Raw genomic sequence first — 21,520 nt, 5'->3', positions numbered from 1 at the left:
CGAGCAGAGCGTTGGCTTGCGCGGTGACTCCTTGTCTTTATCTGGACGAGTATGGTCGCGCCATGGTTCCCCGCCACCCTGACCGGTCGTCTCTGCGCCAGGGTTGTGGCGTTTTGCTACACCGTTCACAGAATCAGCCGCGCACCCCGGGCTGCGCTGATGAACGGTTGTCAAAGGGCCATTGTGGTCACGCCTTGTCATCCCTCGGCGCTTTCCTCCAGCCCGTGAAGGCGTATGCTGGAGACCGCTTCTGTCAGCCAGAGGGCTGTATGAAATTTTCCCTTTTCCTCGGAGCGTTTGCGCTTATGTCGTCGCTTTCATCCAACGCCGAAGAACTCAAACCTGCTCTGCGCGAGGATGGCCAGTTCCGCAATCAGGTCGAATTGCCCAAGGACGGTTTTCTGAAGAAGCTGCGTATCGGCCTCAAGTATCTGTTGCTCAGCAAGCCTGCCGGGACCCGCCCCCAGTCGGCATTGCCCGTTTACGGCCTGGGTCGTCAGCAGTTGCTGGCCGCGCCGGACCACAGCCTTTGGCGCCTGGGCCATTCCACGGTGCTGATGAAGCTGCGCGGTGAGTTCTTCATCACCGATCCGGTCTTTTCCGAACGCGCGTCGCCCGTGCAGTGGGCCGGTCCTTTGCGTTTTCACCAGCCGCCGATCAGCATCGCCGAGTTGCCGCCGATCAAGGCGGTGATCCTGTCTCACGACCACTATGACCATCTGGATGAGCAGGCGGTAAAGGCGCTGGCCGAGAAAACCGAGCACTTCTTCACCACCCTGGGCGTGGGTGATCGCCTGATGGAGTGGGGCGTGCCGGCCAGCAAGGTGCGTCAGCTGGATTGGTGGCAGGAGACCGAGGTAGCCGGTCTGCGTTTGGTGGCCACGCCGTCGCAGCATTTTTCCGGACGGAGTCTGTTCGACAGCAACAGTACGCTCTGGGCGTCCTGGGTGATCATCGATGGTGACTTCAAGGTGTTTTTCAGCGGCGATACCGGCTATTTCGCGGGGTTCAAGCAGATCGGTGATCGCTTCGGGCCCTTCGACCTGACGCTGATGGAAACCGGCGCCTACAACGTCGCCTGGCCGCACGTGCACATGCAGCCCGAGGAGAGCCTGCAGGCGCACCTGGACTTGCGTGGCAAGCATCTGCTGCCGATTCACAATGGCACCTTCGATCTGGCGATCCACGACTGGCACGAACCTTTCGACCGGATTTCGGCGCTGGCCCAGGCCAAAGGGGTGGCGCTGAGCACGCCGCGCATGGGTGAGCGCGTGGACATGCGCCATCCGCAACCGGGTGTGCATTGGTGGCTGCAGACCGAATCGCCGGCCACGGTGACCAGCGATTCGTCGGCTTCCCAGCCTTGAGCCTAGGGTGGCGGGCTTGAGAGACGGGTAAGTTCGGACGCGGATGAATCCGCTGCTACAGGTCGGGTTCCTGGCGGGTGTTCTTCTTGGTTTTTTTACCTTTGGGGGGCGCGCCGCTTTCGCTTCTGATCTGAGCATGGCTGATCAACGCAAAGATGAAGCTGCCGCCGATGATGTTGCCTGCCAGGGTGGGGCCGGCAAAGTGCAACCAGAAGGCTTTCCAGCTGAGCTCGCCGGCCCATACCAGGTAGGACACTTCAGCCGAACCCACGACGATGTGGGTAAAGTCGCCCAACGCCATGAGGTAGGTGATCAGGATGATGATCCATATCTTGGCGCTTTCCTGGGACGGGATCATCCACACCATGGTGGCGATCATCCAGCCCGAGATGATGCCTTTGGCGAACATCTGGTTGATGTCGTTCTCCATGACCTTGCGGCCGATCTCGAGGAAGGCGACATCGGTCTTGGCATCGAAGATGGGCAGATAGAGCATCACATAGGACACCAGCAAGGTGCCCACCAGATTGCCTCCCAATACCACGCCCCACAGCTTGAACAACCGGCCGAAGTTGCCCAGGCTCGGTTTGCTCATCACCGGCAGTACGGCGGTGAGCGTGTTCTCGGTGAACAATTGCTGGCGTGCCAGAATCACCGCGAGAAAACCTGCCGAGTAGCCCAGGCTGGAAATCACTTTGCTGGTTTCACCGTCGGGCAGGCGGGAGTTGAAAAGGCCCATGGCCATGAGCGACAGGCCCATGGTCAGGCCTGCCGCCAGGGCAGACCAGAACAGGGCAGCGACGGTGCGTTCCAGTTCATGATCGCCCTGGGTGCGGATGATCTCGTGCAACACCGCCGCGCGGGGTGGCTGGTTCTCGTCGACCTCATCCTTCTCGTCGGCGGACAGGCCGGGGGTCTTGCCTTCTTCCTCGGGGCTGTCGAGGCTCGGTTCGTGCTTTTCCATGAGATTTCCTGGCTGGACGGATGGAGCCGGTGCCTATGCACGACTTCCACAGCAATGACCGCCGCCAGGGTGATTTAGTTGCGTCAGCGCACCCCTAACGTAGGCTGCAGGCCAAACACCTCGCGCAGGGCCTTGGCGTATTCGCGGCTGCCGAGGGTCATGCTGTTGTTGTGGGTACCACCGGGCACCAGCAACAGCTGTTTGGGGGGCGCTGCGGCCTCGAACAATTCCTGGCTGAAACGTGAAGGCACGTAGCGGTCGTCCAGCCCGTGAACGATCAGGACCGGAATGCCGATGTCGGCGATCTTGTCGATGGAGTCGAATTTCTCCGACATGATCCAGCGCACGGGCAGTGGTGTATTGGCCACCGCTGCGGCGGCGGCCGCCAGATCGGTGAAGGTCGATTCGACGATCAGGCCTGCGGCCTTGGGTTCGTCTTTGTCGGCCAGCCTTTCGGCCAATTCCACGGCAATGGCGCCGCCCAGCGAGTGGCCGTAGATGTAGCGTTTGCCCGCCTCGGGTTGCAGCTCCACCAGTCGCTCCCAAGCTGCCTGGGCATCTTCGTAGACAGTGCTCTCCGAGGGCAGGTCGCCGGGGCTCTCGCCAAAGCCGCGGTAGTCGATGGCCAGTACCGAAAACCCCAGCTCTCGCAATTGGCTGATACGCCGTACCTGTGCAGTGAGATTCCAGCGAGTGCCGTGCAAGTACAGCACTGACGGCGCATCCGCCCGGGCTGCCGGCCACCACCAGGCGTGCAGGTACTGGGTGCTGCTCAGTGCCTTGGCCACGGGAATCTGCAATTCGGTCACCCCGGTGGGCAGCCCTGAGTACCAGCTGGCGGTACCGGGCTCGATATTGAACAGCAACTGGCGCTCCTTGTACGCCAGTTGCGAGCAGCCATAGGGCAGCCCGACGCCGATGGCCAGGGCCAGCAGCAGGAAGGGCAGCCAGCGCCGACGGCGCGGCGCGGGGGAGGGCGTCGCCATGCAGGAAAACTCCAGGAGGATCTAGTTACTGGACCTTTAGAGCAGCCGGGCTGTTCCATTACGAAATGATTTCAATGAATGTCTGAATACGCCGCCCAGGGCTCTGAAGCAAGGCTCTCGGCAATCCAGCCGATGACAGGCAGCATGGGGCAACGGGCCCCGGGCGCTGCGTCCATGGCAGCCGAAAATGGTAGCATCGGCGTCACTTTCATCGATGCGAACTCTTCATGGCAGCCAAGACACCCGGCACAAGATCCCGGCCCACGGGCGGCGTTACCTTGATCGATGTGGCCAAGCGCGCGGGTGTGGCGCCGATGACCGTATCGCGGGTACTGAACCAGCCGGCCCAGGTCAAGCCGCAGACCCGGGAAAAGGTGTTCAAGGCCATCGAGGAAACCGGGTACGTGCCCAATCTGGTCGCCGGTGCCCTGGCGTCCAACCGCAGCCGTCTGGTGGCCGTGGTGGTGCCCATGCTCACCAATCCGATTTTTTCCGACACGTTCCAGGCCATTGCCGAGCGGCTGGCCACTTCCGGTTACCAGGTACTGCTGGGCACCTCGGGTTACCAGGCCGATCAGGAGCAGGAACTGCTGGAGGTCATTCTCAGCCGTCGGCCCGATGGCATCATCCTGACCGGCACACTGCACACCGAAGCCAGCCGCCAGCGGCTGCGCGCCAGCCGCGTCCCGGTCGTCGAAACCTGGGACTTGAGCAACGATCCCATCGACATGCTGGTGGGTTTTTCCCACGAGCAGGTCGGCGAACGACTGGCCGCACATCTGCTTGCCAGTGGCTACCGTGACTTCGCCCTGTTGGCGGTCAACGACCCCAGGGGCTCGCGGCGCAGCCAGAGCTTCCTGCGTGCCCTCGCCGAACGAGGCATCACTGACGTGCGCCGCCAGGTGTTCGAGGGCCTGCCTACCCTGGCCCACGGGCGCGAAGGCTTGCGCAACGTGCTGCAAAGCGCGCCGCGGCCACTGATGGTGGTGTGCACATCCGATACCCTTGCCCACGGTGTGCTGACCGAGGCCGCTGCCCAAGGCGTCAAGGTGCCTGAGCAACTGGCGGTGGTCGGTTTTGGTGACATGAATTTCGCCGCGCACACCTTTCCCCCGTTGAGCACCGTACGCATCGATGGCCGTGCCATGGGTACAGCGGCGGCAACGATGTTACTCAACAGGCTGAACGGGGAGGGGGGCGAGCCTGTAGCGCAGGATATCGGCTTCGAGATAGTGGAACGGGAAAGTACCGGGCGGCTTTGAAGTCTGCTGCGCTCGGCAAACCAGGCGCTGCCAGATCGAACCCCTTGCCAATCCTCCTACAATCCCCTACTGTTCACGGCAGCCAATGGTTGCGCTACCAAACGGCTACGGCATCTGTCCGACACAATAAATACAAGACCACAACAGGCGGCCCCCCATGTCCAAGATTCTGGATCCTACGCTACATGCCAGAAATGGTAGCGATACCATCGCCGGCTCCAATGCCATACGCGCCACGCGCGTTCGCTACGGCATCATGGCCATGCTGTTCTTCATGACCGCCATGAACTACGCCGACCGCTCGACGCTGTCGATCACCGGCGCGGCAATCCAGCAAACCTTCGGCATTTCCTCCATTACCCTGGGCTATATGTTCTCGGCCTTCGCCTGGACCTACGTGCTCGCGCAGATTCCCGGCGGCAAGCTGCTTGATCGCTACGGCTCGAAACGGGTCTATGCCATCAGCCTGGGCCTATGGTCGATCACTACCTTCACCATGGGCTTCGTCATCGGCCTGCCCGCCGCGGCGGCGGTGGCGGCGCTGTTCATCCTGCGCATCATCATCGGCCTGGTCGAGGCGCCGGCCTTTCCGGCCAACAGCCGGGTCGTTGCCACCTGGTTCCCGGCCGCCGAGCGCGGTACCACGGCGGCGCTGTTCACCTCGTCGTCCTATTTCGCCAAGATCGTCTTTGCCCCGCTGATGGGGTGGATTACTCAGATGTACGGCTGGCAGTACGTGTACATGCTCATGGGCGTACTGGGCATCGTCATGACCCTGGTGTGGGTCAAGGTGATCTACGCCCCGCGTGAGCATCCGCGCATGAACAAGGCGGAGCTGGACTACATCATCGACGGCGGCGCCGTGGTCGACATGGACAGCCCGGAAAACACCCAGCGCAAGAAAGGGGAGCAGGGCAGCGTCAACACCTGGCCGTGCATCCGCGAGATTCTGGGCAACCGCATGATGGTGGGGATCTTCCTCGGCCAGTACTGCGTGACCACCCTGACGTACTTCTTCCTCACCTGGTTTCCCATCTACCTGGTGCAGGATCGCGGCATGTCGATCCTCAAGGCTGGCTTCATCGCCGCCATTCCGGCCATCGCCGGTTTCATCGGCGGTGTGCTGGGCGGTGTGGTGTCCGACCACCTGCTCAAACGCGGCATGTCGTTGAGCGCCGCGCGCAAGATTCCGCTGGTGCTGGGCATGCTGCTGTCCACCACCATGATCATCTGCAATTACATTCAACTGGAGTGGCTGGTGGTGGCGATCATGGCCTTGTCATTCTTCGGCAAGGGTTTCGGCGCCATGGGCTGGGGCGTGATGTCCGATGTGGTGCCCAAGGAGGCCAGTGGCCTGGCCGGTTCCCTGTTCAACGGTTTCGGCAACATCGCGGGCATCGTCACCCCCATCATCATTGGTTATCTGGTCAGTGGCGCGGGCAACTTCTCGTTTGCCCTGGTATTCATTGCTGCCCACGCAGTGGGTGCGATCCTTTGCTACCTGGTGTTGGTCGGCAAGATCCAGCGGCTGGTGTTGAAGAATTCCGTGGTCGGCGCGCAATAAAGGAGAAGGAGTGGTTATGAAAATTGTGATGGTAGGTGAAGCGGCAACGCACCAGGACGAGATTGCTGCGGGCCTGGACTTCGACGCCGAATTCGTCGCCTTGCCTCGCGAGGCGCATGAATCGCCAGCGTGGGACGACCAGATCGAAGGCGCCGATGTGCTGGTGGCGATGCGTTTCCAACGCAGCACGCCTGCACCGGCATTCCGCCTGCTGCACGCACCGGGGGCAGGCCTGGACGGCATCGACTTCCAGGCGCTGCCCGCGGGCTGCACGGTGTGCAATGTGTTCGAGCACGAAATACCCATGGCCGAATACGCCTTGGCCTGCATGCTTGAACATCAGGTCGATCTGGCTGCGTTGCAGGCCAGCTTCAGCACCGAGCGCTGGTCGGCCACCTACCTGGGGCGCAAACCCCGCGGCGAGCTGTTTGGCAAGACCGTGGTAGTGGTGGGCTTCGGCCGCATCGGTCAGGCGGTCGCGGTGCGGGCCCAGGCCTTTGGCATGAAAGTCATCGCCATCTCCGGGCGGGCCCAGGACGGCCGCGTGGAGGGGCCTATGGACGAGGCCTATCTCCCCGCGCAGCTGAACCAGGTGATTGGCCGTGGCGACTTCGTGGTGTTGACCTGCCCGTTGAACGAGAGAACCCGCAACTCATTTGGCGCCGAGCAACTGTCGGCCATGAAGGCGGACGCGGTGCTGATCAATATCGCCCGCGCTGCCATCGTCGATCAGGATGCGCTTTATCAGGCCCTGCACGACCAAGTCATCGCCAAGGCCTATCTGGACGTGTGGTATGCCTACCCCGTCGGCAGCCATGACCAGGTTGCACCGGCCAGCCACCGCTTCGAGGCGCTGCCCAATGCCTTCTGCACGCCCCACGCATCGGGCTGGACGCACGGTCTGTTCGAGCGCCGCTATGCCTTGATCGCCGCCAACATCATGCGTTTGAAGTGGGGCCAGGCCCTGGAAAACGTCGTACACGGACACGCTTGAGGGCCGCCCCATGAAAATAACCAAGATCCAGACCACGCGCCTGACCCAACTGCCCAATTTGCTGTGGGTGGAAGTCCATACCGACGAAGGCCTCGTTGGCCTGGGCGAGACCTTCCGCGGCGCCGAAGCGGTGGAGGCGTACATTCACTCCATCTCCGCCGGCATGCTGCTGGGCAAAGACCCGTTGCAGATCGAGCGACACAACAAGGCCCTGTTGCGCGGCTACCTGGGTTTCAACGGCTCGGGCGTGGAGACCCGTGCCGCTTCGGCGCTGGATATCGCCCTGTGGGACATCTTCGGCAAGGCGGTGAACCAGCCTGTGTATCAGCTGCTGGGTGGCTTGTGTCACGACAGCATGCGTGCCTACAACACCTGCGCCGGTGGAAACTTCAACACCTCGGGCGAGCAACGCCGCACCATCAGCAAAGGCGAGGCTCGGGTCGCCGAGCGCTACGATGACCAGGTGGCCTTCATCGAGTGCCCCGACGAATTGGCCCACAGCCTGATCGAGGAAGGCTTCAGCGCCATGAAGATCTGGCCGACCGACAGCTTCGCGCTGCCCACCGGCGGCCAGTTCATCAGCAGCGCCGATATTCGCAAGGCCATCGAACCGTTCGAAAAGATCCGTCGCGCGGTGGGCGACAAGATCGACGTCATGTGTGAATTCCATTCGCTGTGGAACACCTCTTCGGCCTTGGCCATCGCCCGCGAACTCAAGCAGTACAATATTTTCTGGGCCGAGGACCCGATCAAGATGGACAGCGTCCAGGCCCTCGCCGACTACCGTCGCCTGTCCGGCCTGCCGGTGTGCGGCAGCGAAACGCTGGCCACCCGCAGCGCCTTCCGCGATCTGCTGGCGGCCGACGCGCTGGATTACGTCATGCTCGATCTGTCGTGGTGTGGCGGCATCAGCGAAGCGAAAAAGATCGCCGGCATGGCCGAGGCCTATCAGAAACCCATCGCGCCCCACGATTGTACCGGTCCTGTGGTGTTGATGGCCTCGCTGCACCTGGGCCTGTCCTCGCCCAATGCCATCTTCCAGGAAGTGGTGCGCGCGTACCTGTCAGGCTTCTACCAAGACCTGGTCACCGAGCTCCCCGTGCTGCAGGCTGGCTTCCTGCTACCGCCGACCGCGCCTGGGTTGGGTACGGCGTTGAGTGAGAAGTTGCGGAATCGGGAGGATTGTGTGACCAGGACGAGTAGTTTGTAGGCGGACTCCCTGTAATCCGCCTCTAGCCCCTTATCCCGCGGGGCGATACGGCCATCCGAGAGGGTGGGGGGGAGGGGGAGCCTCCCCTACAAACCTGCAGCCAATCCGCGCTGTTGGGCGCTTCTGATCTCTCCCAAAATCATACGTTGCACAATCTTGAACCCACCTTCCGACTATTCCTACAAGCACCTGGGAAATGTCTGATTTGACCACCCAAACGATTGGGTTTTTATGTGGAGGCAATCCAAAAACAACAATAAGGTGCCTTCATGTCCTCTCAGCTTGCCATCAGTCCTGTTCGCGTGGCGGTCGTGCAGTTCGACCCGCAATGCGGCCCTGAAAACCGTTCAGCCAACCTGTCCAACAGCTTGTATCTGGCCCAGCAGGCCGCCGCCGGCGGGGCCAATCTGATCGTGCTGCCGGAGCTGGCCAACACCGGCTACGCCTATCGCAACCGTGAGGAAGCCTTCGCCCTGGCCGAGGCTGTTCCCGACGGACCCAGCGTGCAGCAATGGTCGGAATTTGCCTGCACGCACAACGTCTACCTGGCCGCCGGACTGGCTGAGCGTGATGGCAATAAACTCTACGACTGTGCGGTACTGGTTGGCCCCGACGGCTTCATCGGCAAATACCGCAAAGCTCACCTGTGGAACCTGGAAAAACTCTGGTTCAGCCCAGGTGAGTTGGGTTTCCCTGTATTCGAGACGCCTATTGGCCGCATCGGCCTGATGATCTGCTGGGATGTCTGGTTTCCCGAAGTGCCAAGGCTGCTCAGCCTGCAGGGCGCGGACATCATCTGTAGCCTGAACAACTGGGTATGGACGCCACCGCCGCTGTTCGATGAAACCGGCAAATGCATGGCTTCATACCTCACCATCACCGCCGCCCACGTCAACAACGTCTTCATTGCCGCCGCCAACCGCATCGGCACCGACCGGGGTAACCGCTTCCTCGGCTGCTCGTTGATTGCTGGCACCAACGGATGGCCGCTGGGGCGCGTCGCCGGCGCCGAGGAGGAAACCATCCTGTATGCCGACATCGATCTGGTGTCGGCACGCAGCGCGCCGATCTGGAACAGCCTCAACGATCTCCCCCGTGATCGGCGTGTCGATCTGTACGGACCCATGCTGGGTTACGACCGCCACGCCGCGCTGCCGCGTTGAGGAGGGAGTGTCATGGAACATTCTTTCGAAAGCGCGAGCAGGAGCGCCCGCAACGGTACCCTCACGGGCCTGCTGTTGCTGTCATTGGCCATAACCCTGACCGTTATCAGCGGCAAGCTACTGGCACTTGAAGCCCTGTGGCCCAGCTATGCGGACATGATGGAGAACCTGCATCACCCGGCGGCCTGGTGGCGCTGGGTGGTGGGTGACATCAGCGAAGTGGCGTTCTACAAGCATGAGTTTGCCTCTATCGGCCTGCTGGCAGGTGCCGGTCTTGGCTGGTGGGCAAATCATACGGGCCAACGCTGGCAGGGTTTCGCCATCTGTTACGGCACCGGTTTGTGGCCGTGGGTGGTCACCAGTTCGCTGCTCGGGCTGGGGCTGGGCAATCTGATCTGGGGCTGGACGCTATCTGCCACCGAGTGGCAACCGACCTTCGTAGCCTTCGTATCCCTGCCAGCGGCGACGGTCCTGCTATTTGGCCGTGGCTGGCGAATAGCGGTGACCGGTGCGGTGATGGGGGCCTTGCTGGTCACCCCTCTGTGCCTGCTGATCGTCAAGTACGTGTGCACGCCTCTGGCGCTGCCAGTGGTGATCGGCAATGTGTCGGGCATGGCGATTGGCAGCGTGATCGGGTTTCTTGTGTGCAAAGGCTTCCCGGTGCTGGTCAGGCCAGCCCCACGCCTTGCCGAGCCAAAGCCAACCCCGGCCTGCACGCCGGATCATGGCATCCGCTGGACCCTGAGGCGCATTCTGGCGGACTTCTCCGAAGCACCGTTCTTTGGTAACGAGTGGGCCAGCCTGGGCCTGGTATTGGGGGCGCTGCTGGCATTGCTGCTCAATCCTGCCAGCCCGTTCTATGGGTCGGGTTGGCTGCCGCAATTGCTCGCCGCGCAAACCCTCGCCTCGGCGCTGGGGGTGCTGATCTGGCGTCGACAATGGATCGCCCGCGGTTGGTACCCCACCTATATACCGGTGGTGTCGGTGGCGCCCGCGGCCATTCTGGTGCATGGCGGCAGCTGGACCGTCATCGCCCTCAGCGCCTTGCTCGGGGCGTTGCTGGCGCCACCCTTGGCCGTTGCGATCAGCCAACGCCTGCCGCCCTATATGCATGGGTATATCGGCAATGTGGTGTCCATGGCGGTGAGTACCTTGCTGATCCTGCCGGTGATCGGGCTGGTGGTGGGCGGCCATTGAGTCGCGCGGCGCCGGGACTTCCCCGGCGTCGACGGCTACAATGGAGTCATTACCTTCCGATGACTCCGATTGAGCACACCATGGCCTACACCCCCATCAGCGACGACGCGCTGACCGACGAACAACTGGATTATGTTGAGGAAGTGCTGGGCAAGTATGCCAGCGAGACCTCGGTCGGCAGCATCTCCGAGCTTGACGGCTTCTTCGCTGCGATCGTCTCCGGCCCGCAGGCCATTGCCTTCAGCGACTGGTACGCAGCCCTTTGGGGCGGTGCCGACAAGCTGCCGGTATTCGAAGACGACAAGCAGTTCGAGAAGTTTTTCGAACTGCTGATCCAGCACATGAACCAGCTGGCGATGCTGCTCCAGGAAGACTTCGAAAATTTCGCCCCCATCTTCAATCTGTTCGATGACGAAGAGGTGGTGAGCGTCGAGGACTGGTGCTTCGGTTACGAACGCGGTGTGGTGGTGGGCGGCAGTTGGCTCGACATGCCCGACGAAGAGCAGGATTTGCTGGCGCTGATCACCTTGCATACCCAGGGTGTGGACCTGCTCAAGCCCGACGGTTCGGGCGCAGAACTGGATGCCGAACAAGCCATGGAGATGATCCAGATGGCTGCCATCCGTTTGCATCAGTACTGGTTGGAGCGACGTCCCAGCACGACGCCGGTGGTCAACGAGGTCAAGACCGGACGCAATGATCCCTGCCCGTGCGGCAGTGGCAAGAAATTCAAACAATGCTGCCTGCACTGAGTAGCAGCGGCGTAAGCCGCGTCCAACCTCGCACCAGCGCAACGCCCGGACGCGGCTCACGCCGCTGCTACAACGCAACCTGTAGCAGCGGCGTAAGCCGCGTCAAACCCACGCCCAACCGCCATCCACCTGTAGCAGCGGCGTAAGCCGCGTCAAACCCACGCCCAACCGCAATCCATCTGTAGCAGCGGCGTAAGCCGCGTCAAGGATCACTCGGGTGCAACGGCCGGACGCGGCTTACGCCGCTGCTACGCAAATTACCGTTGACACAGGGGCTTAAATCCGTAGAATTGCGCGCCACAGCAGGCACGTAGCTCAGTTGGTTAGAGCACCACCTTGACATGGTGGGGGTCGTTGGTTCGAGTCCAATCGTGCCTACCAAACAAAATCCGCTCTGCTGGGCGGTACGAAAGGGCGATCCGAGAGGGTCGCCCTTTTTTGTGCCCGAGATGGCCATCCGCACTTGCGGCACAGTGGTGGCAACGCGCATTATCCCGCTCATTATTCCCTACCTCGGCGCGCTCTCATGGCTCATCGTCCGGCCCCTCTGCCCGCAGACGAACTCGCTCGTCTGGACGCTCTCGAGCACCTGCGGGTGCTGGACAGCCCTGCCGAGCCGGGGTTCGACGACATCGTGATACTGGCTACCCAGCTGTGCGATGCGCCCATCGGGCTGGTGTCGTTGGTGGACCGCGAGCGCCAATGGTTCAAAGCCTGCGTAGGGCTGGACGTCCAACAGACTCACCGCGATCTGGCGTTCTGCGCCCATGCCATCCTCGCACCTGACGACGTACTGGTAGTTGAGGATGCAACCCAGGACCTGCGCTTCAGCCAGAGCCCGCTTGTGCTGGGCCCGCCCTACATTCGTTTCTACGCCGGCGCGCCCATCGTCTCGCGCGACGGTGCAGCCGTGGGCACGGTCTGCGTTATCGACACCGTGCCACGCACCCTGGATCAAGGGCAGTTGAATGCCCTCCAGGCTCTGGCCCGACAGACCTCGGCCCAGTTGGAACTGCGCCTGTTGAACGATCAGCGCGAACGCCAGGCTCAGGACCTCGCCGCCCGACTCGATCAAGTCTTGTCCGAGCATCGCGACACCCTGGAAACCTTGAGTCATGCGCAGCGGGTCTCGTCGTTGGGCCAACTGACGGCGAGCATTGCTCACGACTTCAACAACCTGCTGCAGGCGGTCAGCGCCAGCCTGCAGATGACCCGATTGAAAGCGCGCAAGCCGCTGGAAGTCGAGCGTCTGACGGATATCGGTCTGCAGGCGGTGAAGCAGGGGGGGCAGCTCATCCGCCACCTGCTGGCGTTCGCTCGTCGCGAGGAGCCCAGCATGGTGGCGGTCGCCATCGATCAGCGCATCGACCACAATCGCGAACTGTTCACCCGCGCGCTGGGTTCGGGGATGACCCTGAAGTTCGACCTTCTGGCATCCTCGCACGATGTACTCTGCGACGCGCATCAACTCGATGCCGCGCTGCTCAATCTGCTGGTCAATGCCCGGGACGCGCTGCAAGGCACGGGAGAAATCCGCATCAGGACCCATCCACAGACGGTACGCGGCGATGCCCAGCTCGAGGATGGGTTGTACCTCTCGTTGAGCGTTTGTGACGACGGCCCCGGTATAGCGCCGGGGATGCTGAGCCAGGTGTTCGAACCTTTCTATACCACCAAGGGTGCCGGCCAGGGCACAGGCCTGGGGCTGGCGCAAGTGTATGGCTTTGCCGTAAACGCAGGCGGGATCGCGCGGATCAACAGTCAACCGGGGGTAGGCACCACCGTCACCCTCTGGCTGAAAGTACATCCCAATACCCTCCCCACCACCCCCGTACCACCACCCCAAGCCGCATCCCCCCTATAGCCAATCTCCTACACCAACTGGATCGAATCACCTCTATCCCCACCCCGCCTGCAGCGCTAACCTAGCCCCAACAACTGAGACGAAGGAAACGACTCAGGGTCAGGGAAGACCGACCATTGCAAGGATTGCTACTGACAGGATGTTGGAATGGCCAGACAAAAACCCGCTTCGGCGGGTTTTTTGTTGCCCAAAATTCGTCATTTACCCGCGATCACGCGCTTTACCATCGCCGCATGACCGCTGCCATCGCTGGCCCGCGAGATCACCTGTACCAACGACATGGTGGTCCCGGAGCCTGCAACGAAGGTCGTGGTCATGGTGGCGCCGCCGCCCATGGTCGCGGTGCTGTCGATCTGCTCAACGCCCAGCTTGCGGATCTTGATGCGCTTCTCGCCGGTCTTCTTGAAGTCCGGCAGAGCGGCGCTCTGCTGGTTGATGAAACCGGTGGCCGCGCCTGAAAGAAACTCGTCGTCGTTATCACCTGCTTCCACACCATTGGGAATGGGCACCTCAGTGGTGACCACTACCCGCTTCTCGCTGTCGCTCATGTACATCATGCCCTTGGCCCCAGCGGCTTCGCTGTTGGCGGCAGCCGGCGGCAACTGCGTGGTGGTGTAGCCTGCTGGCAGGGTGAACATGAACTTGCCGTCCAAGGTCGTGATGGTCTGTGCCTTGGGCGTGGTGACGGCGGGTTGCGCAATGGCCACGCAACTGGCGAGGCCTAGCGCCAGGGCGAGAAACAGGCGGGGGGCACGCATCGACAAAGGTTCCTTGTGGGTGAGGGAGGGGAAAGGTGGATGCTACTCCAGCCTTTTGGCGTTGAGAACGCCAGTGTGGGCTGTGACGCCTTCCCCAGGCCTTCAGTTCACTTATCCAGCGCGCCGAGAATCTGGTACGCCAGACGCACCCTTGCCTCGTTCGGATAGTTCTTGTTGGCCAGAATGACGATGCCCTGCTTGCGCGCGGGCACAAAGGCTACATACGCACCGAAACCGTTGGTGGCCCCGGTCTTGTTCACCCAGGTATTGGCCTGCGGCAACTGCAAGGGACGCAGCGGCTCGGTGGGGTGAGTGTCGTAGGCCATGGCGTTGGAATTGCCCTGTATCAGAACGTCCGGGGCCACGGGATAGCCATACTCTTCCCAGATCAGAGCCTGAGTGAAGGGGCCGACCTTGAAGTAGCCGACATGGGTCGCATCCAGCGCCTTTTGCCATACCGGCTCAACCGGCACCAGGCCCATGCTGGCGTCCAGATACCGAGCCAAGTCTCGCAGGTTGGATTTCACTCCGTAGGCCTCGTCGGCCAGCATCGCCGGATTCAGGCGCACCGGCTGGTCTTGCTTGTCGTAGCCCTGCGCATAGGTGTGCATCTGCGCAGGTGGTACCTGCAAATAGGTATGGCTCAGCCCCAACGCAGGAAACAAGGTGGTCTGCATGGCCTCTCGGAACGGCATGTGCAGGCTCTTGGCGGCAATCACGCCCAGCAGCCCGATGCTGGGGTTGGCGTAGGTGCGATGGGTGCCAGGTGCATAACTGGGCTGCCATTGCGCGAAATACGTCATCAACTGCGAGTCGGTCTGGACCTCGTCGGGCAGTTGCAGGGGAAAGCCGCCGGCGCTATGGGTGCCCAGGTCGGCGACGGTGGCGTTGTCCAGAGGTGTGCCCCGAAGCGGTTCCAGGTACTTGCCAGGGTGGTCGTCCAGCGACAGCTTGCCTTGTGCTTGAGCATAGGTCGCCAGGGTGGCCGTGAACGTCTTGCTGATGGAGCCCAGTTCGAACAGGGTATCGGCGCTCACCGGCGTATTGGTTTCCCGCGATGCGACGCCGAAGGGGTAGAAACGCTGCTGACCGTTGTCGGTGATGGCGATGCCCAGGCCGGCGATGTTGTACTGCGCCATGACCTTGCGCGCGGCGATGGCTATCTGGTTGTCCAGTCCGCTGGGCTGTGCAGCGCAGACGAGGGGGGCGGTGCAGGCGATTACCAACGCCGTGGCCAGGCGAGTGAAGGATAGGTGCATGGGCAGGTTCCCTGTTCTTGGAACGGTGATTATTCCAGCAAAGGGGGCGGGCGGGGCGGTTGGAAGTTCTCGAAGTTGTCAGTGCAAGCTACAGCGCCAGCGATGCCGGTGTGGCGGAAGATGAAAGCTGTGCGTCAGGTCAATCGTCTTGTTGTAGGAATCGGTATCATGGCTGCTCTTTCTCAAGCCATGAGTGACCATGAAATCAGTACTGTTATGGGCGTTGCTGTTGTTGACGCCCGCTGTCCAGGCAGCGGGCGATGCCGAAGCCGGCCAGGCCGTGTTCAGCAAGAATTGCGGCGGCTGCCACAAAGTCGGCCCCGGCGCCCAGGCCGCCTTTGGCCCTGAATTGAACGGGGTCATCGGGCGCACTGCCGGCAGTACCAGCGATTACAGTTATTCGGCTGAAATGAAGAATTCGGGCATCGTCTGGACACCCGAGAAGATCGCCGCCTTCGTCGAGGGGCCCAGTGATGTGGTGCCGGGAACCAAGATGCGGCTCTGGTGGTTTGGCAATGAACAGAAGATGGCGGATTTGCTGAAGTATCTGGAGAGTCATCCGTAGATTCGGCTAGCAGCAGGATCGGCGCTACAGCGAGCAGCGCCAACGCTAATCCCGGGCCGTACCCGAAGTCGAAATCACCACCTATTCAGTGGAACTTCCCCGGCGCAATCCGCTTCAATACTCATGCCCCCTGACGCTGCCTGTTCTGCCTCAACACCTGAACAGGCTTTTTTTGGCCTCGGTCTGAAACCGGTTTCAGGCGCAGGGACAGTCAGCACTTACCTACCCAGCAGGAGCCCGACACGGATGACCAGCACTCCCCTGAAACGACCCGCCTTTACCGTCCTGGCAAGCGCAGCACTGGCACTGGCCATGGCGTCAGCCCACGCCGAAACCACCGATCGCAGCCTGGTACCCATCGGATCGATCCAAGAGGTCGCCGCGTTCACTGGCCCAGGGCCCTCGGGTATCGCCGTCACCCCGCAGGGCCGCACCTTCGTCGGCTTTCCGCGCCACGCCGACGACCATTCAGGCATGACCCTGGGCGAGTTGGTCAACGGTAAACTCGTGCCCTATCCGTCCGCAGACATCAGCCTGCCGTCCGGTCTATCCGATGCCAAGCGCCTGGTCTCCGTGCACGGCATGACCCTGGACAAGCGCGGTCGCCTGTGGCTGATCGACGATGGCAAGCGCGCAGGCAAAGAGGGGATTCCAGCCGGCGCGGCGAAGGTGGTGGGCATCGACCTTGCCAGCAATACCATCGTCACCTCCATCGAACTCAAAGCGGCGCTGCGTCAGGACAGCCACATGAATGACCTGCGTATCGATCTGACCCACGGCAGCCAGGGCACCGCCTACGTGGCGGATTCGTCATTTGGGGAGGACCCTGCCCTGGTAGTGGTGGATCTGGCCAGCGGCAAGCAGCGCCGGGTGCTGACCGGTGACCGCTCCATCGTCGCGCAGAAGGACTTCGTCACCCAACTCGACGGCGTCCCCATGCGCTACGACGGCAAGAACACCCCATTCCCCCATGGTGGTGTCGACGGTCTGGCGCTGACGCCCGATGGCTCGCGCCTGTTCTATTCGCCGCTCACCAGTCGACACCTGTGGAGTGTGCCGACCGCAGCGCTGGCCGACTTCAGCCTCGATGACCCGCGACTGGCCGCGCAGATCAAGGATGAAGGAGAGAAGGTCATGGTCGATGGCATGGACATGGACGCTCAGGGCCGCCTGTACATGACCGACGCCGAGCACCATCAGGTGCTGCGCCGCTGGCCGGATGGCCGCCTCGATGTGGTGCTGCGCGACCCGCGACTGGTATGGCCGGACGGAGTATTCGTAACGGCCGATTCGGTCTACGTGACCTTGGGTCAGTGGAGCCGGATGGGCAAGGGGTTCGATACCCGACAACCCCCGTACCTGCTGGTCAAAGCCCCTATCGACCCCACCCCCTCACTCACCGCCGCCCCGTAGCAGCGGCGTAAGCCGCGTCGCTGTTCACCAAGGACGTGCGGATACCTCATTGATTCCAGATGCGGCTTAGGGCTTTTCCAGGTAAGCCAGCGTCTGATCTGAGAAAAACAGACATTACCTACAGGCACGTCGGAATCGTCCACTTGCTTTTTTGCAATAATTAGTTGACGAGTGCAGCTGCTTAACTTTTGCAATGATTTTTTAAATTATATTTTTTGTCTTTGTTGTTTTCACAGGATCATGCGACTAAGTATTGAGGGCGTAAAAAAACCGCATAACTACAAGAAAAAACGGAGCAGACCCCCATGCATGGACGACTTCACCCTTATTCCCCATGGCAGAGACGTTGTCCAAGACAATCGTCGGCGATTGATCAGGTTGTTCGGCTACTCGGCCGGTGCCAGCCCCGTTGCCATCAGCGACGATCCGCTGATAGTCCGGGGCTGAAATTAAAATAATAATCAAGAGTACAGAACGTGGAATTTGATCTTGCAATGCTATTGATGTTGGCCAGTGTGGCTTTGTTGGCAGGGTTCTTCGATGCTATTGCTGGAGGTGGGGGCTTGATTACTCTACCAGCACTCATGCTGGCCGGAATGGACCCAGTCGCGGCCATTGCCACAAACAAGTTTCAAGCTACCGCTGCCACAGTATCGGCCACTATCACCTACAGCCGCAAAGGCATGATCGATTGGCGTCCTGGGTTGCCTATGGCAGTGATGTCCATGCTCGGCGGCGCAGCGGGAGCGCTTTCCATCAGCTACTTACCCCGAGAGTGGTTGCAGATTGCGGTCCCTGTCTTGCTTCTGCTGGTAGCGGCGTACTTCGCCTTATCCCCCACGCTTCATAATCGAGAGCGTGAGCCCTATATCTCGATCATTGTATTCACGGTCACACTGGCCCCGCTCATAGGTTTCTATGACGGCGTCTTTGGTCCCGGTGTGGGCTCTTTCTTCATGGTGGCGTTTGTATGGGTGATGGGGCAGGGGATCCTCCGAGCGGTATCCAACAGTAAGCTGCTCAACGCGTCCTGCAATCTGGGTGCACTGGCGATTTTTTCAGTCAGCGGGAACATCGTTTTGCCCGTAGCCTTGTGTATGGCGTTCGCCGCATTTCTCGGCGCACAAGCGGGTGCTCGGTGCGCTACGCGTTTCGGACCACGCTTGATAAAGCCGTTGTTGATCGTCATCTGTTGCTCGATGGCCATCAAGCTGCTTGTTGGCTGATGCTCAGCGTTGGGTTATCAGAGAGCTGGGGGGCAGATGCACCCTGTTTGCAACCCCCACTGCACTTTCCATAAATAATCGTATGGTCACATTTCGCATCTTAATCGCAGATGGCCATCCCTCGATTGACGCTCCAGCGGCCCGTCATGGTTAATAGCTGTGACGCTATTTCACCCAGAGGTCGCCGCCGTGTTCAGAACGTCTTCTCGTAAAAAACTTGCCCTGAGTGCCCTCACCAGTCTGGCGCTGCTGATCGGAGCAGACGGTGCGATGGCAGCCCAGACATTGCGCCTGGCCCACGCCTCAAGCTCCGACAGCCTGATCAACCAGGCCATGGTGCGTTTTGCCGCGCAGGTGAGCGAACAGACCAAGGGCGAGCTGAAAGTGCAGCTTTACCCGGACGGCCAACTGGGTGATGAAGCCCCCATCGTCGACTCCGTCGGTGCGGGAGCTATCGACATCGGCCTGGGCGGCTCCACCGATGGCATCGATCCACGCCTCAACGCCCTGTCGCTGCCGTTTCTGTTCAAGGACGCCGCCGCTGTCCATGCCTATCTCGATAGCGCCGCCGGCAAGAAATTCCTGACCATGGGCCAGGACCACGGCTTCGTCATGCTTTCAGCCCTTGACTCCGGCTTTCGCCAGTTTGCCAACAGCAAACGTCCCATCCTCAAGCCCGAAGACCTTAGCGGCCTGAAGATTCGTACCCCGCCGAATCCCGTGATCCTGGCGACTATCAAACAGCTTGGCGCCCTGGGCCAGTCGATTCCGTTCGGTGAGGTCTACACCTCGCTGCAATCCGGGGTGGTGGATGGTGTGGAACCTGAACTGCGGGATTTCTACGACCAGAAATGGTTTGAGGTTGCGAAGAACGTTTCTGTTTCCAACTACGTGTGGTCGGCCAACTTCTGGTTCATCAACAAGGACCGCTACGAAGGCTTGGACGCTGCCGAGCGCGCTGCGCTGGACAAGGCCGTGGTCGACGCCACCGCCTGGTATCGCTCTCAGCTCGAAGCGGTTTACGCCAGGATCCAGACCGAAATGCAAGCCAAGGGCGTCAAGTTCAACGATGTCGAACCCGGCCCGTTCCGCGAGCTGACCAGCCCGGTCTACACCCAGTTCGGCAAGGTCTGGGGTGAAGACTTCGTCAATCAGCTGCGCCGCGACGCGCAAGGCCAGTAACCATGTCCATCACTCAACACCCGGACCAACCGCCCAGCGGCTGGCCGGAGCGTGCCCTGGCAGTGGCCGGCGCGGTGATGTTCACCGTCACCTTCCTGGCCATTCTGGCGGGGGTGTTTTCGCGCTACTTCAACCTGCATGGCTTCGAATGGTCATTCGAGATCGCGACCATCGGCTTCATCTGGGTGACCTTCATCGGCACCGTGATCGCTGAAATCCGCCATGAAAACGTGCGCTTTCAGGGCCTGGCCAACTTATTGCCCGTCAAGGTGCAGAAAATCCTCGACGCATTCGCCAGCCTGGCCCTGCTGGGCATCAGTGGCTGGCTGCTGTACAGCGGCAGCGCGTTCATCGCCCGCACCGGCTGGGCACCGACGCCGGTGCTGCGTTGGCCGGCGGGGCTGAGCTCAGCGGCGTTGATCAGCGCGGCGGCCATGCTCGCGCTGCTGGCGCTGGTTCGCCTTGTTCGCCTGATCCGTACCGGAGCGCGTCCATGACTGTCCTGATTCTGTTCCTGGCTTTTCTGTGCCTGTTGCTGGCCGGTTTGCCCGTGGTGTGGGCGATGGCAGGCGGTACCATTGCTGCCCTGCTGTTCGGCGACCTGCACTTGCCATTGGCGTGGCTGGCCCAGCAGACGCTGCGCGGCGCCGACTCGTCCACCCTGGCCTCGATCCCGCTGTTCCTGCTCGCCGGTGAGCTGATGAATCGCGGCGGCTTGACCCTGCGCATCATGCGCGTGGCCGAGCACTGCTTCGGTCGTCTTCGTGGCGGTCTGGGGTTGGTCAACGTCGCCACCGCCTTTGTCTACGGCGGCCTCACCGGATCGGCCACCGCCGACACTGGCACGGTGGCCAAAGTGATGATTCCAGTGATGGAAGAGCGTGGCTACCCGCGGGCCTTCGCCGCTGCGGTCACCGCTGCTTCCGGCACCTTGGGCATCATCGTTCCGCCGAGCGTGATCCTGATCATGTTCGGCGTTCTTACCAATACCTCCATCGGTGGTCTGTTCATGGCCGGGGTGATCCCCGGCGTCATGCTGGCGGCGGTGTTCATGGTTACTGCCTACGTGGTCGGGGTGCGCGAGGGTTTTCCCAAGGTCGAAGGCCACATGGACTGGGCACAATTGCGTCGCGATCTGCTAGGTGCCCTGCCGGCCCTGTTGATGCCGATCATGGTGCTGGGTTCAATCGTCACCGGTTTCGCCACCGCCACCGAGGCCGCCTCGCTCTCCGTGCTCTACGCACTGGCAGTAGGCACCGTGATCTATCGACAACTGGGCTGGCGGGACCTGTTCCCGGCAGTGACGGAAGCTGTGACCATCACCGGCTCGGTGATGATCATCATGGCCGTGGCGATGCCGTTCGGCTGGATTCTGACTTTCGAACTGGTGCCCCACACGGTGGCCTCATGGATCGTCGATATGCACACCGGTCCATTGATCACCATCCTGCTGGTCATCCTGGTCCTGAAGGTAGTGGGATTCTGGCTGGACCTGGGGCCCGCAATGATCATCCTCGCGCCGATCCTGGTGCCAGTGGCCAAGGCAGCCGGTTTCGAGCCTTACCAGATAGGCCTGATCTTCACCATGACGTTGGGTTGGGGACTGTTCACACCGCCTATCGGCACCAACATCTTCGTAGTGTGCAACGTCGGCCGCATCGACATTGGTGCCGTATCGCGAAGGTTGATTCCATTCTGGATCGCTACCGCATTCGCCATCGCCCTGCTGGTGTTCTTCCCCAGCCTGACCCAGTGGCTGCCTCGCGTCATGGGTTACTGATCCACCCCCTTATT

The 21,520-nt window shown here is 61.4% G+C and carries 19 protein-coding genes and 1 tRNA gene; 16 read left to right on the top strand and 4 right to left on the bottom strand.

The genetic code is table 11. The features are described 5' to 3' along the window. The first annotated feature begins 269 nt into the window (after positions 1 to 269). Complete coding sequence (locus B3397_RS11620; RefSeq protein ID WP_296250108.1) at positions 270 to 1,367, top strand: MBL fold metallo-hydrolase; 1,098 nt, start codon at positions 270 to 272, stop codon at positions 1,365 to 1,367. Between the two features lie 55 nt (positions 1,368 to 1,422). Here the strand turns inward: B3397_RS11620 and B3397_RS11615 are convergent, their stop codons facing one another. Together B3397_RS11615 and B3397_RS11610 are read right to left on the bottom strand one after the other, a co-directional pair. Next, positions 1,423 to 2,331, bottom strand: coding sequence for a formate/nitrite transporter family protein (locus B3397_RS11615; protein ID WP_296250106.1), 909 nt, complete (start codon positions 2,329 to 2,331; stop codon positions 1,423 to 1,425). Positions 2,332 to 2,414: 83 nt separating this feature from the next. Then, entirely contained in the window at positions 2,415 to 3,317 is a 903-nt protein-coding gene (locus B3397_RS11610) for an alpha/beta hydrolase (protein WP_296250103.1), read from the bottom strand. 227 nt (positions 3,318 to 3,544) lie between these two features. Between B3397_RS11610 and B3397_RS11605 the strand changes: the two genes are divergently transcribed. The 9 genes from B3397_RS11605 (at position 3,545) to B3397_RS11565 (ending at position 13,323) form a co-directional block, all read left to right on the top strand. Further along, positions 3,545 to 4,579: a LacI family DNA-binding transcriptional regulator gene (locus B3397_RS11605; protein ID WP_296250100.1), complete on the top strand. Its 1,035-nt coding sequence runs from the start codon at positions 3,545 to 3,547 to the stop codon at positions 4,577 to 4,579. 256 nt (positions 4,580 to 4,835) lie between these two features. Continuing rightward, positions 4,836 to 6,143, top strand: coding sequence for an MFS transporter (locus tag B3397_RS11600; RefSeq protein WP_296250173.1), 1,308 nt, complete (start codon positions 4,836 to 4,838; stop codon positions 6,141 to 6,143). A 16-nt stretch (positions 6,144 to 6,159) separates the two neighbouring features. Further along, entirely contained in the window at positions 6,160 to 7,137 is a 978-nt protein-coding gene (locus tag B3397_RS11595) for a 2-hydroxyacid dehydrogenase (protein WP_296250098.1), read from the top strand. A gap of 10 nt (positions 7,138 to 7,147) precedes the next feature. Further along, on the top strand, positions 7,148 to 8,347 hold the full coding sequence (locus B3397_RS11590) for a mandelate racemase/muconate lactonizing enzyme family protein (protein ID WP_296250096.1): 1,200 nt from the start codon (positions 7,148 to 7,150) through the stop codon (positions 8,345 to 8,347). A 269-nt stretch (positions 8,348 to 8,616) separates the two neighbouring features. Next, entirely contained in the window at positions 8,617 to 9,510 is an 894-nt protein-coding gene (locus B3397_RS11585) for a nitrilase family protein (protein WP_296250095.1), read from the top strand. Positions 9,511 to 9,522: 12 nt separating this feature from the next. Beyond that, positions 9,523 to 10,707, top strand: coding sequence for a hypothetical protein (locus B3397_RS11580; protein ID WP_296250093.1), 1,185 nt, complete (start codon positions 9,523 to 9,525; stop codon positions 10,705 to 10,707). 59 nt (positions 10,708 to 10,766) lie between these two features. Beyond that, entirely contained in the window at positions 10,767 to 11,459 is a 693-nt protein-coding gene (locus B3397_RS11575; protein WP_296250092.1) for a UPF0149 family protein, read from the top strand. Between the two features lie 304 nt (positions 11,460 to 11,763). Continuing rightward, positions 11,764 to 11,840 (top strand) — tRNA-Val (locus B3397_RS11570). A 145-nt stretch (positions 11,841 to 11,985) separates the two neighbouring features. Next, positions 11,986 to 13,323, top strand: a complete 1,338-nt coding sequence (locus B3397_RS11565) for a sensor histidine kinase (RefSeq protein WP_296250090.1) — start codon at positions 11,986 to 11,988, stop codon at positions 13,321 to 13,323. A gap of 197 nt (positions 13,324 to 13,520) precedes the next feature. Here the strand turns inward: B3397_RS11565 and B3397_RS11560 are convergent, their stop codons facing one another. Further along, on the bottom strand, positions 13,521 to 14,081 hold the full coding sequence (locus B3397_RS11560; protein ID WP_296250088.1) for a hypothetical protein: 561 nt from the start codon (positions 14,079 to 14,081) through the stop codon (positions 13,521 to 13,523). Positions 14,082 to 14,188: 107 nt separating this feature from the next. Next, on the bottom strand, positions 14,189 to 15,340 hold the full coding sequence (gene ampC / locus B3397_RS11555; protein ID WP_296250087.1) for a class C beta-lactamase: 1,152 nt from the start codon (positions 15,338 to 15,340) through the stop codon (positions 14,189 to 14,191). A gap of 199 nt (positions 15,341 to 15,539) precedes the next feature. Here ampC and B3397_RS11550 point away from each other — a divergent pair, with 199 nt between their 5' ends. The 6 genes from B3397_RS11550 (at position 15,540) to B3397_RS11525 (ending at position 21,506) form a co-directional block, all read left to right on the top strand. Further along, entirely contained in the window at positions 15,540 to 15,905 is a 366-nt protein-coding gene (locus tag B3397_RS11550; protein ID WP_296250085.1) for a c-type cytochrome, read from the top strand. Between the two features lie 246 nt (positions 15,906 to 16,151). After that, on the top strand, positions 16,152 to 17,318 hold the full coding sequence (locus B3397_RS11545; RefSeq protein ID WP_296250084.1) for an SMP-30/gluconolactonase/LRE family protein: 1,167 nt from the start codon (positions 16,152 to 16,154) through the stop codon (positions 17,316 to 17,318). Between the two features lie 494 nt (positions 17,319 to 17,812). After that, on the top strand, positions 17,813 to 18,544 hold the full coding sequence (locus B3397_RS11540) for a TSUP family transporter (RefSeq protein WP_296250171.1): 732 nt from the start codon (positions 17,813 to 17,815) through the stop codon (positions 18,542 to 18,544). 153 nt (positions 18,545 to 18,697) lie between these two features. After that, positions 18,698 to 19,726 (top strand): TRAP transporter substrate-binding protein, encoded by a 1,029-nt coding sequence (locus B3397_RS11535; RefSeq protein WP_414704376.1) that lies wholly within the window; start codon positions 18,698 to 18,700, stop codon positions 19,724 to 19,726. A 2-nt stretch (positions 19,727 to 19,728) separates the two neighbouring features. Continuing rightward, positions 19,729 to 20,223 carry a TRAP transporter small permease gene (locus tag B3397_RS11530; protein ID WP_296250080.1) on the top strand — a complete coding sequence of 165 codons (495 nt, stop codon included), beginning with the start codon at positions 19,729 to 19,731 and terminating at the stop codon, positions 20,221 to 20,223. Then, positions 20,220 to 21,506: a TRAP transporter large permease gene (locus tag B3397_RS11525; RefSeq protein WP_296250078.1), complete on the top strand. Its 1,287-nt coding sequence runs from the start codon at positions 20,220 to 20,222 to the stop codon at positions 21,504 to 21,506. Before B3397_RS11530 ends, B3397_RS11525 begins: the two co-directional genes overlap by 4 nt. Positions 21,507 to 21,520 lie beyond the last annotated feature (14 nt).

The sequence above is a fragment of the Pseudomonas sp. UBA4194 genome (genome assembly GCF_002379585.1).
GTDB lineage: Bacteria > Pseudomonadota > Gammaproteobacteria > Pseudomonadales > Pseudomonadaceae > Aquipseudomonas.
The sequence above is the reverse complement of the archived record's forward strand: the minus strand, read 5'-3'. Positions and strand labels throughout refer to the sequence as shown.

Bases quoted from the DNA above. Each gene is read 5' to 3' on its own strand.
- B3397_RS11610 (WP_296250103.1), bottom strand. From the start codon at position 3,317: ATGGCGACGCCCTCCCCCGCGCCGCGCCGTCGGCGCTGGCTGCCCTTC.
- B3397_RS11620 (WP_296250108.1), top strand. From the start codon at position 270: ATGAAATTTTCCCTTTTCCTCGGAGCGTTTGCGCTTATGTCGTCGCTT.
- B3397_RS11575 (WP_296250092.1), top strand. From the start codon at position 10,767: ATGACTCCGATTGAGCACACCATGGCCTACACCCCCATCAGCGACGAC.
- B3397_RS11580 (WP_296250093.1), top strand. From the start codon at position 9,523: ATGGAACATTCTTTCGAAAGCGCGAGCAGGAGCGCCCGCAACGGTACC.
- B3397_RS11595 (WP_296250098.1), top strand. From the start codon at position 6,160: ATGAAAATTGTGATGGTAGGTGAAGCGGCAACGCACCAGGACGAGATT.
- ampC (WP_296250087.1), bottom strand. From the start codon at position 15,340: ATGCACCTATCCTTCACTCGCCTGGCCACGGCGTTGGTAATCGCCTGC.
- B3397_RS11540 (WP_296250171.1), top strand. From the start codon at position 17,813: ATGCTATTGATGTTGGCCAGTGTGGCTTTGTTGGCAGGGTTCTTCGAT.
- B3397_RS11530 (WP_296250080.1), top strand. From the start codon at position 19,729: ATGTCCATCACTCAACACCCGGACCAACCGCCCAGCGGCTGGCCGGAG.
- B3397_RS11590 (WP_296250096.1), top strand. From the start codon at position 7,148: ATGAAAATAACCAAGATCCAGACCACGCGCCTGACCCAACTGCCCAAT.
- B3397_RS11600 (WP_296250173.1), top strand. From the start codon at position 4,836: ATGGCCATGCTGTTCTTCATGACCGCCATGAACTACGCCGACCGCTCG.
- B3397_RS11545 (WP_296250084.1), top strand. From the start codon at position 16,152: ATGACCAGCACTCCCCTGAAACGACCCGCCTTTACCGTCCTGGCAAGC.
- B3397_RS11585 (WP_296250095.1), top strand. From the start codon at position 8,617: ATGTCCTCTCAGCTTGCCATCAGTCCTGTTCGCGTGGCGGTCGTGCAG.
- B3397_RS11525 (WP_296250078.1), top strand. From the start codon at position 20,220: ATGACTGTCCTGATTCTGTTCCTGGCTTTTCTGTGCCTGTTGCTGGCC.
- B3397_RS11615 (WP_296250106.1), bottom strand. From the start codon at position 2,331: ATGGAAAAGCACGAACCGAGCCTCGACAGCCCCGAGGAAGAAGGCAAG.
- B3397_RS11550 (WP_296250085.1), top strand. From the start codon at position 15,540: ATGAAATCAGTACTGTTATGGGCGTTGCTGTTGTTGACGCCCGCTGTC.
- B3397_RS11560 (WP_296250088.1), bottom strand. From the start codon at position 14,081: ATGCGTGCCCCCCGCCTGTTTCTCGCCCTGGCGCTAGGCCTCGCCAGT.
- B3397_RS11605 (WP_296250100.1), top strand. From the start codon at position 3,545: ATGGCAGCCAAGACACCCGGCACAAGATCCCGGCCCACGGGCGGCGTT.
- B3397_RS11565 (WP_296250090.1), top strand. From the start codon at position 11,986: ATGGCTCATCGTCCGGCCCCTCTGCCCGCAGACGAACTCGCTCGTCTG.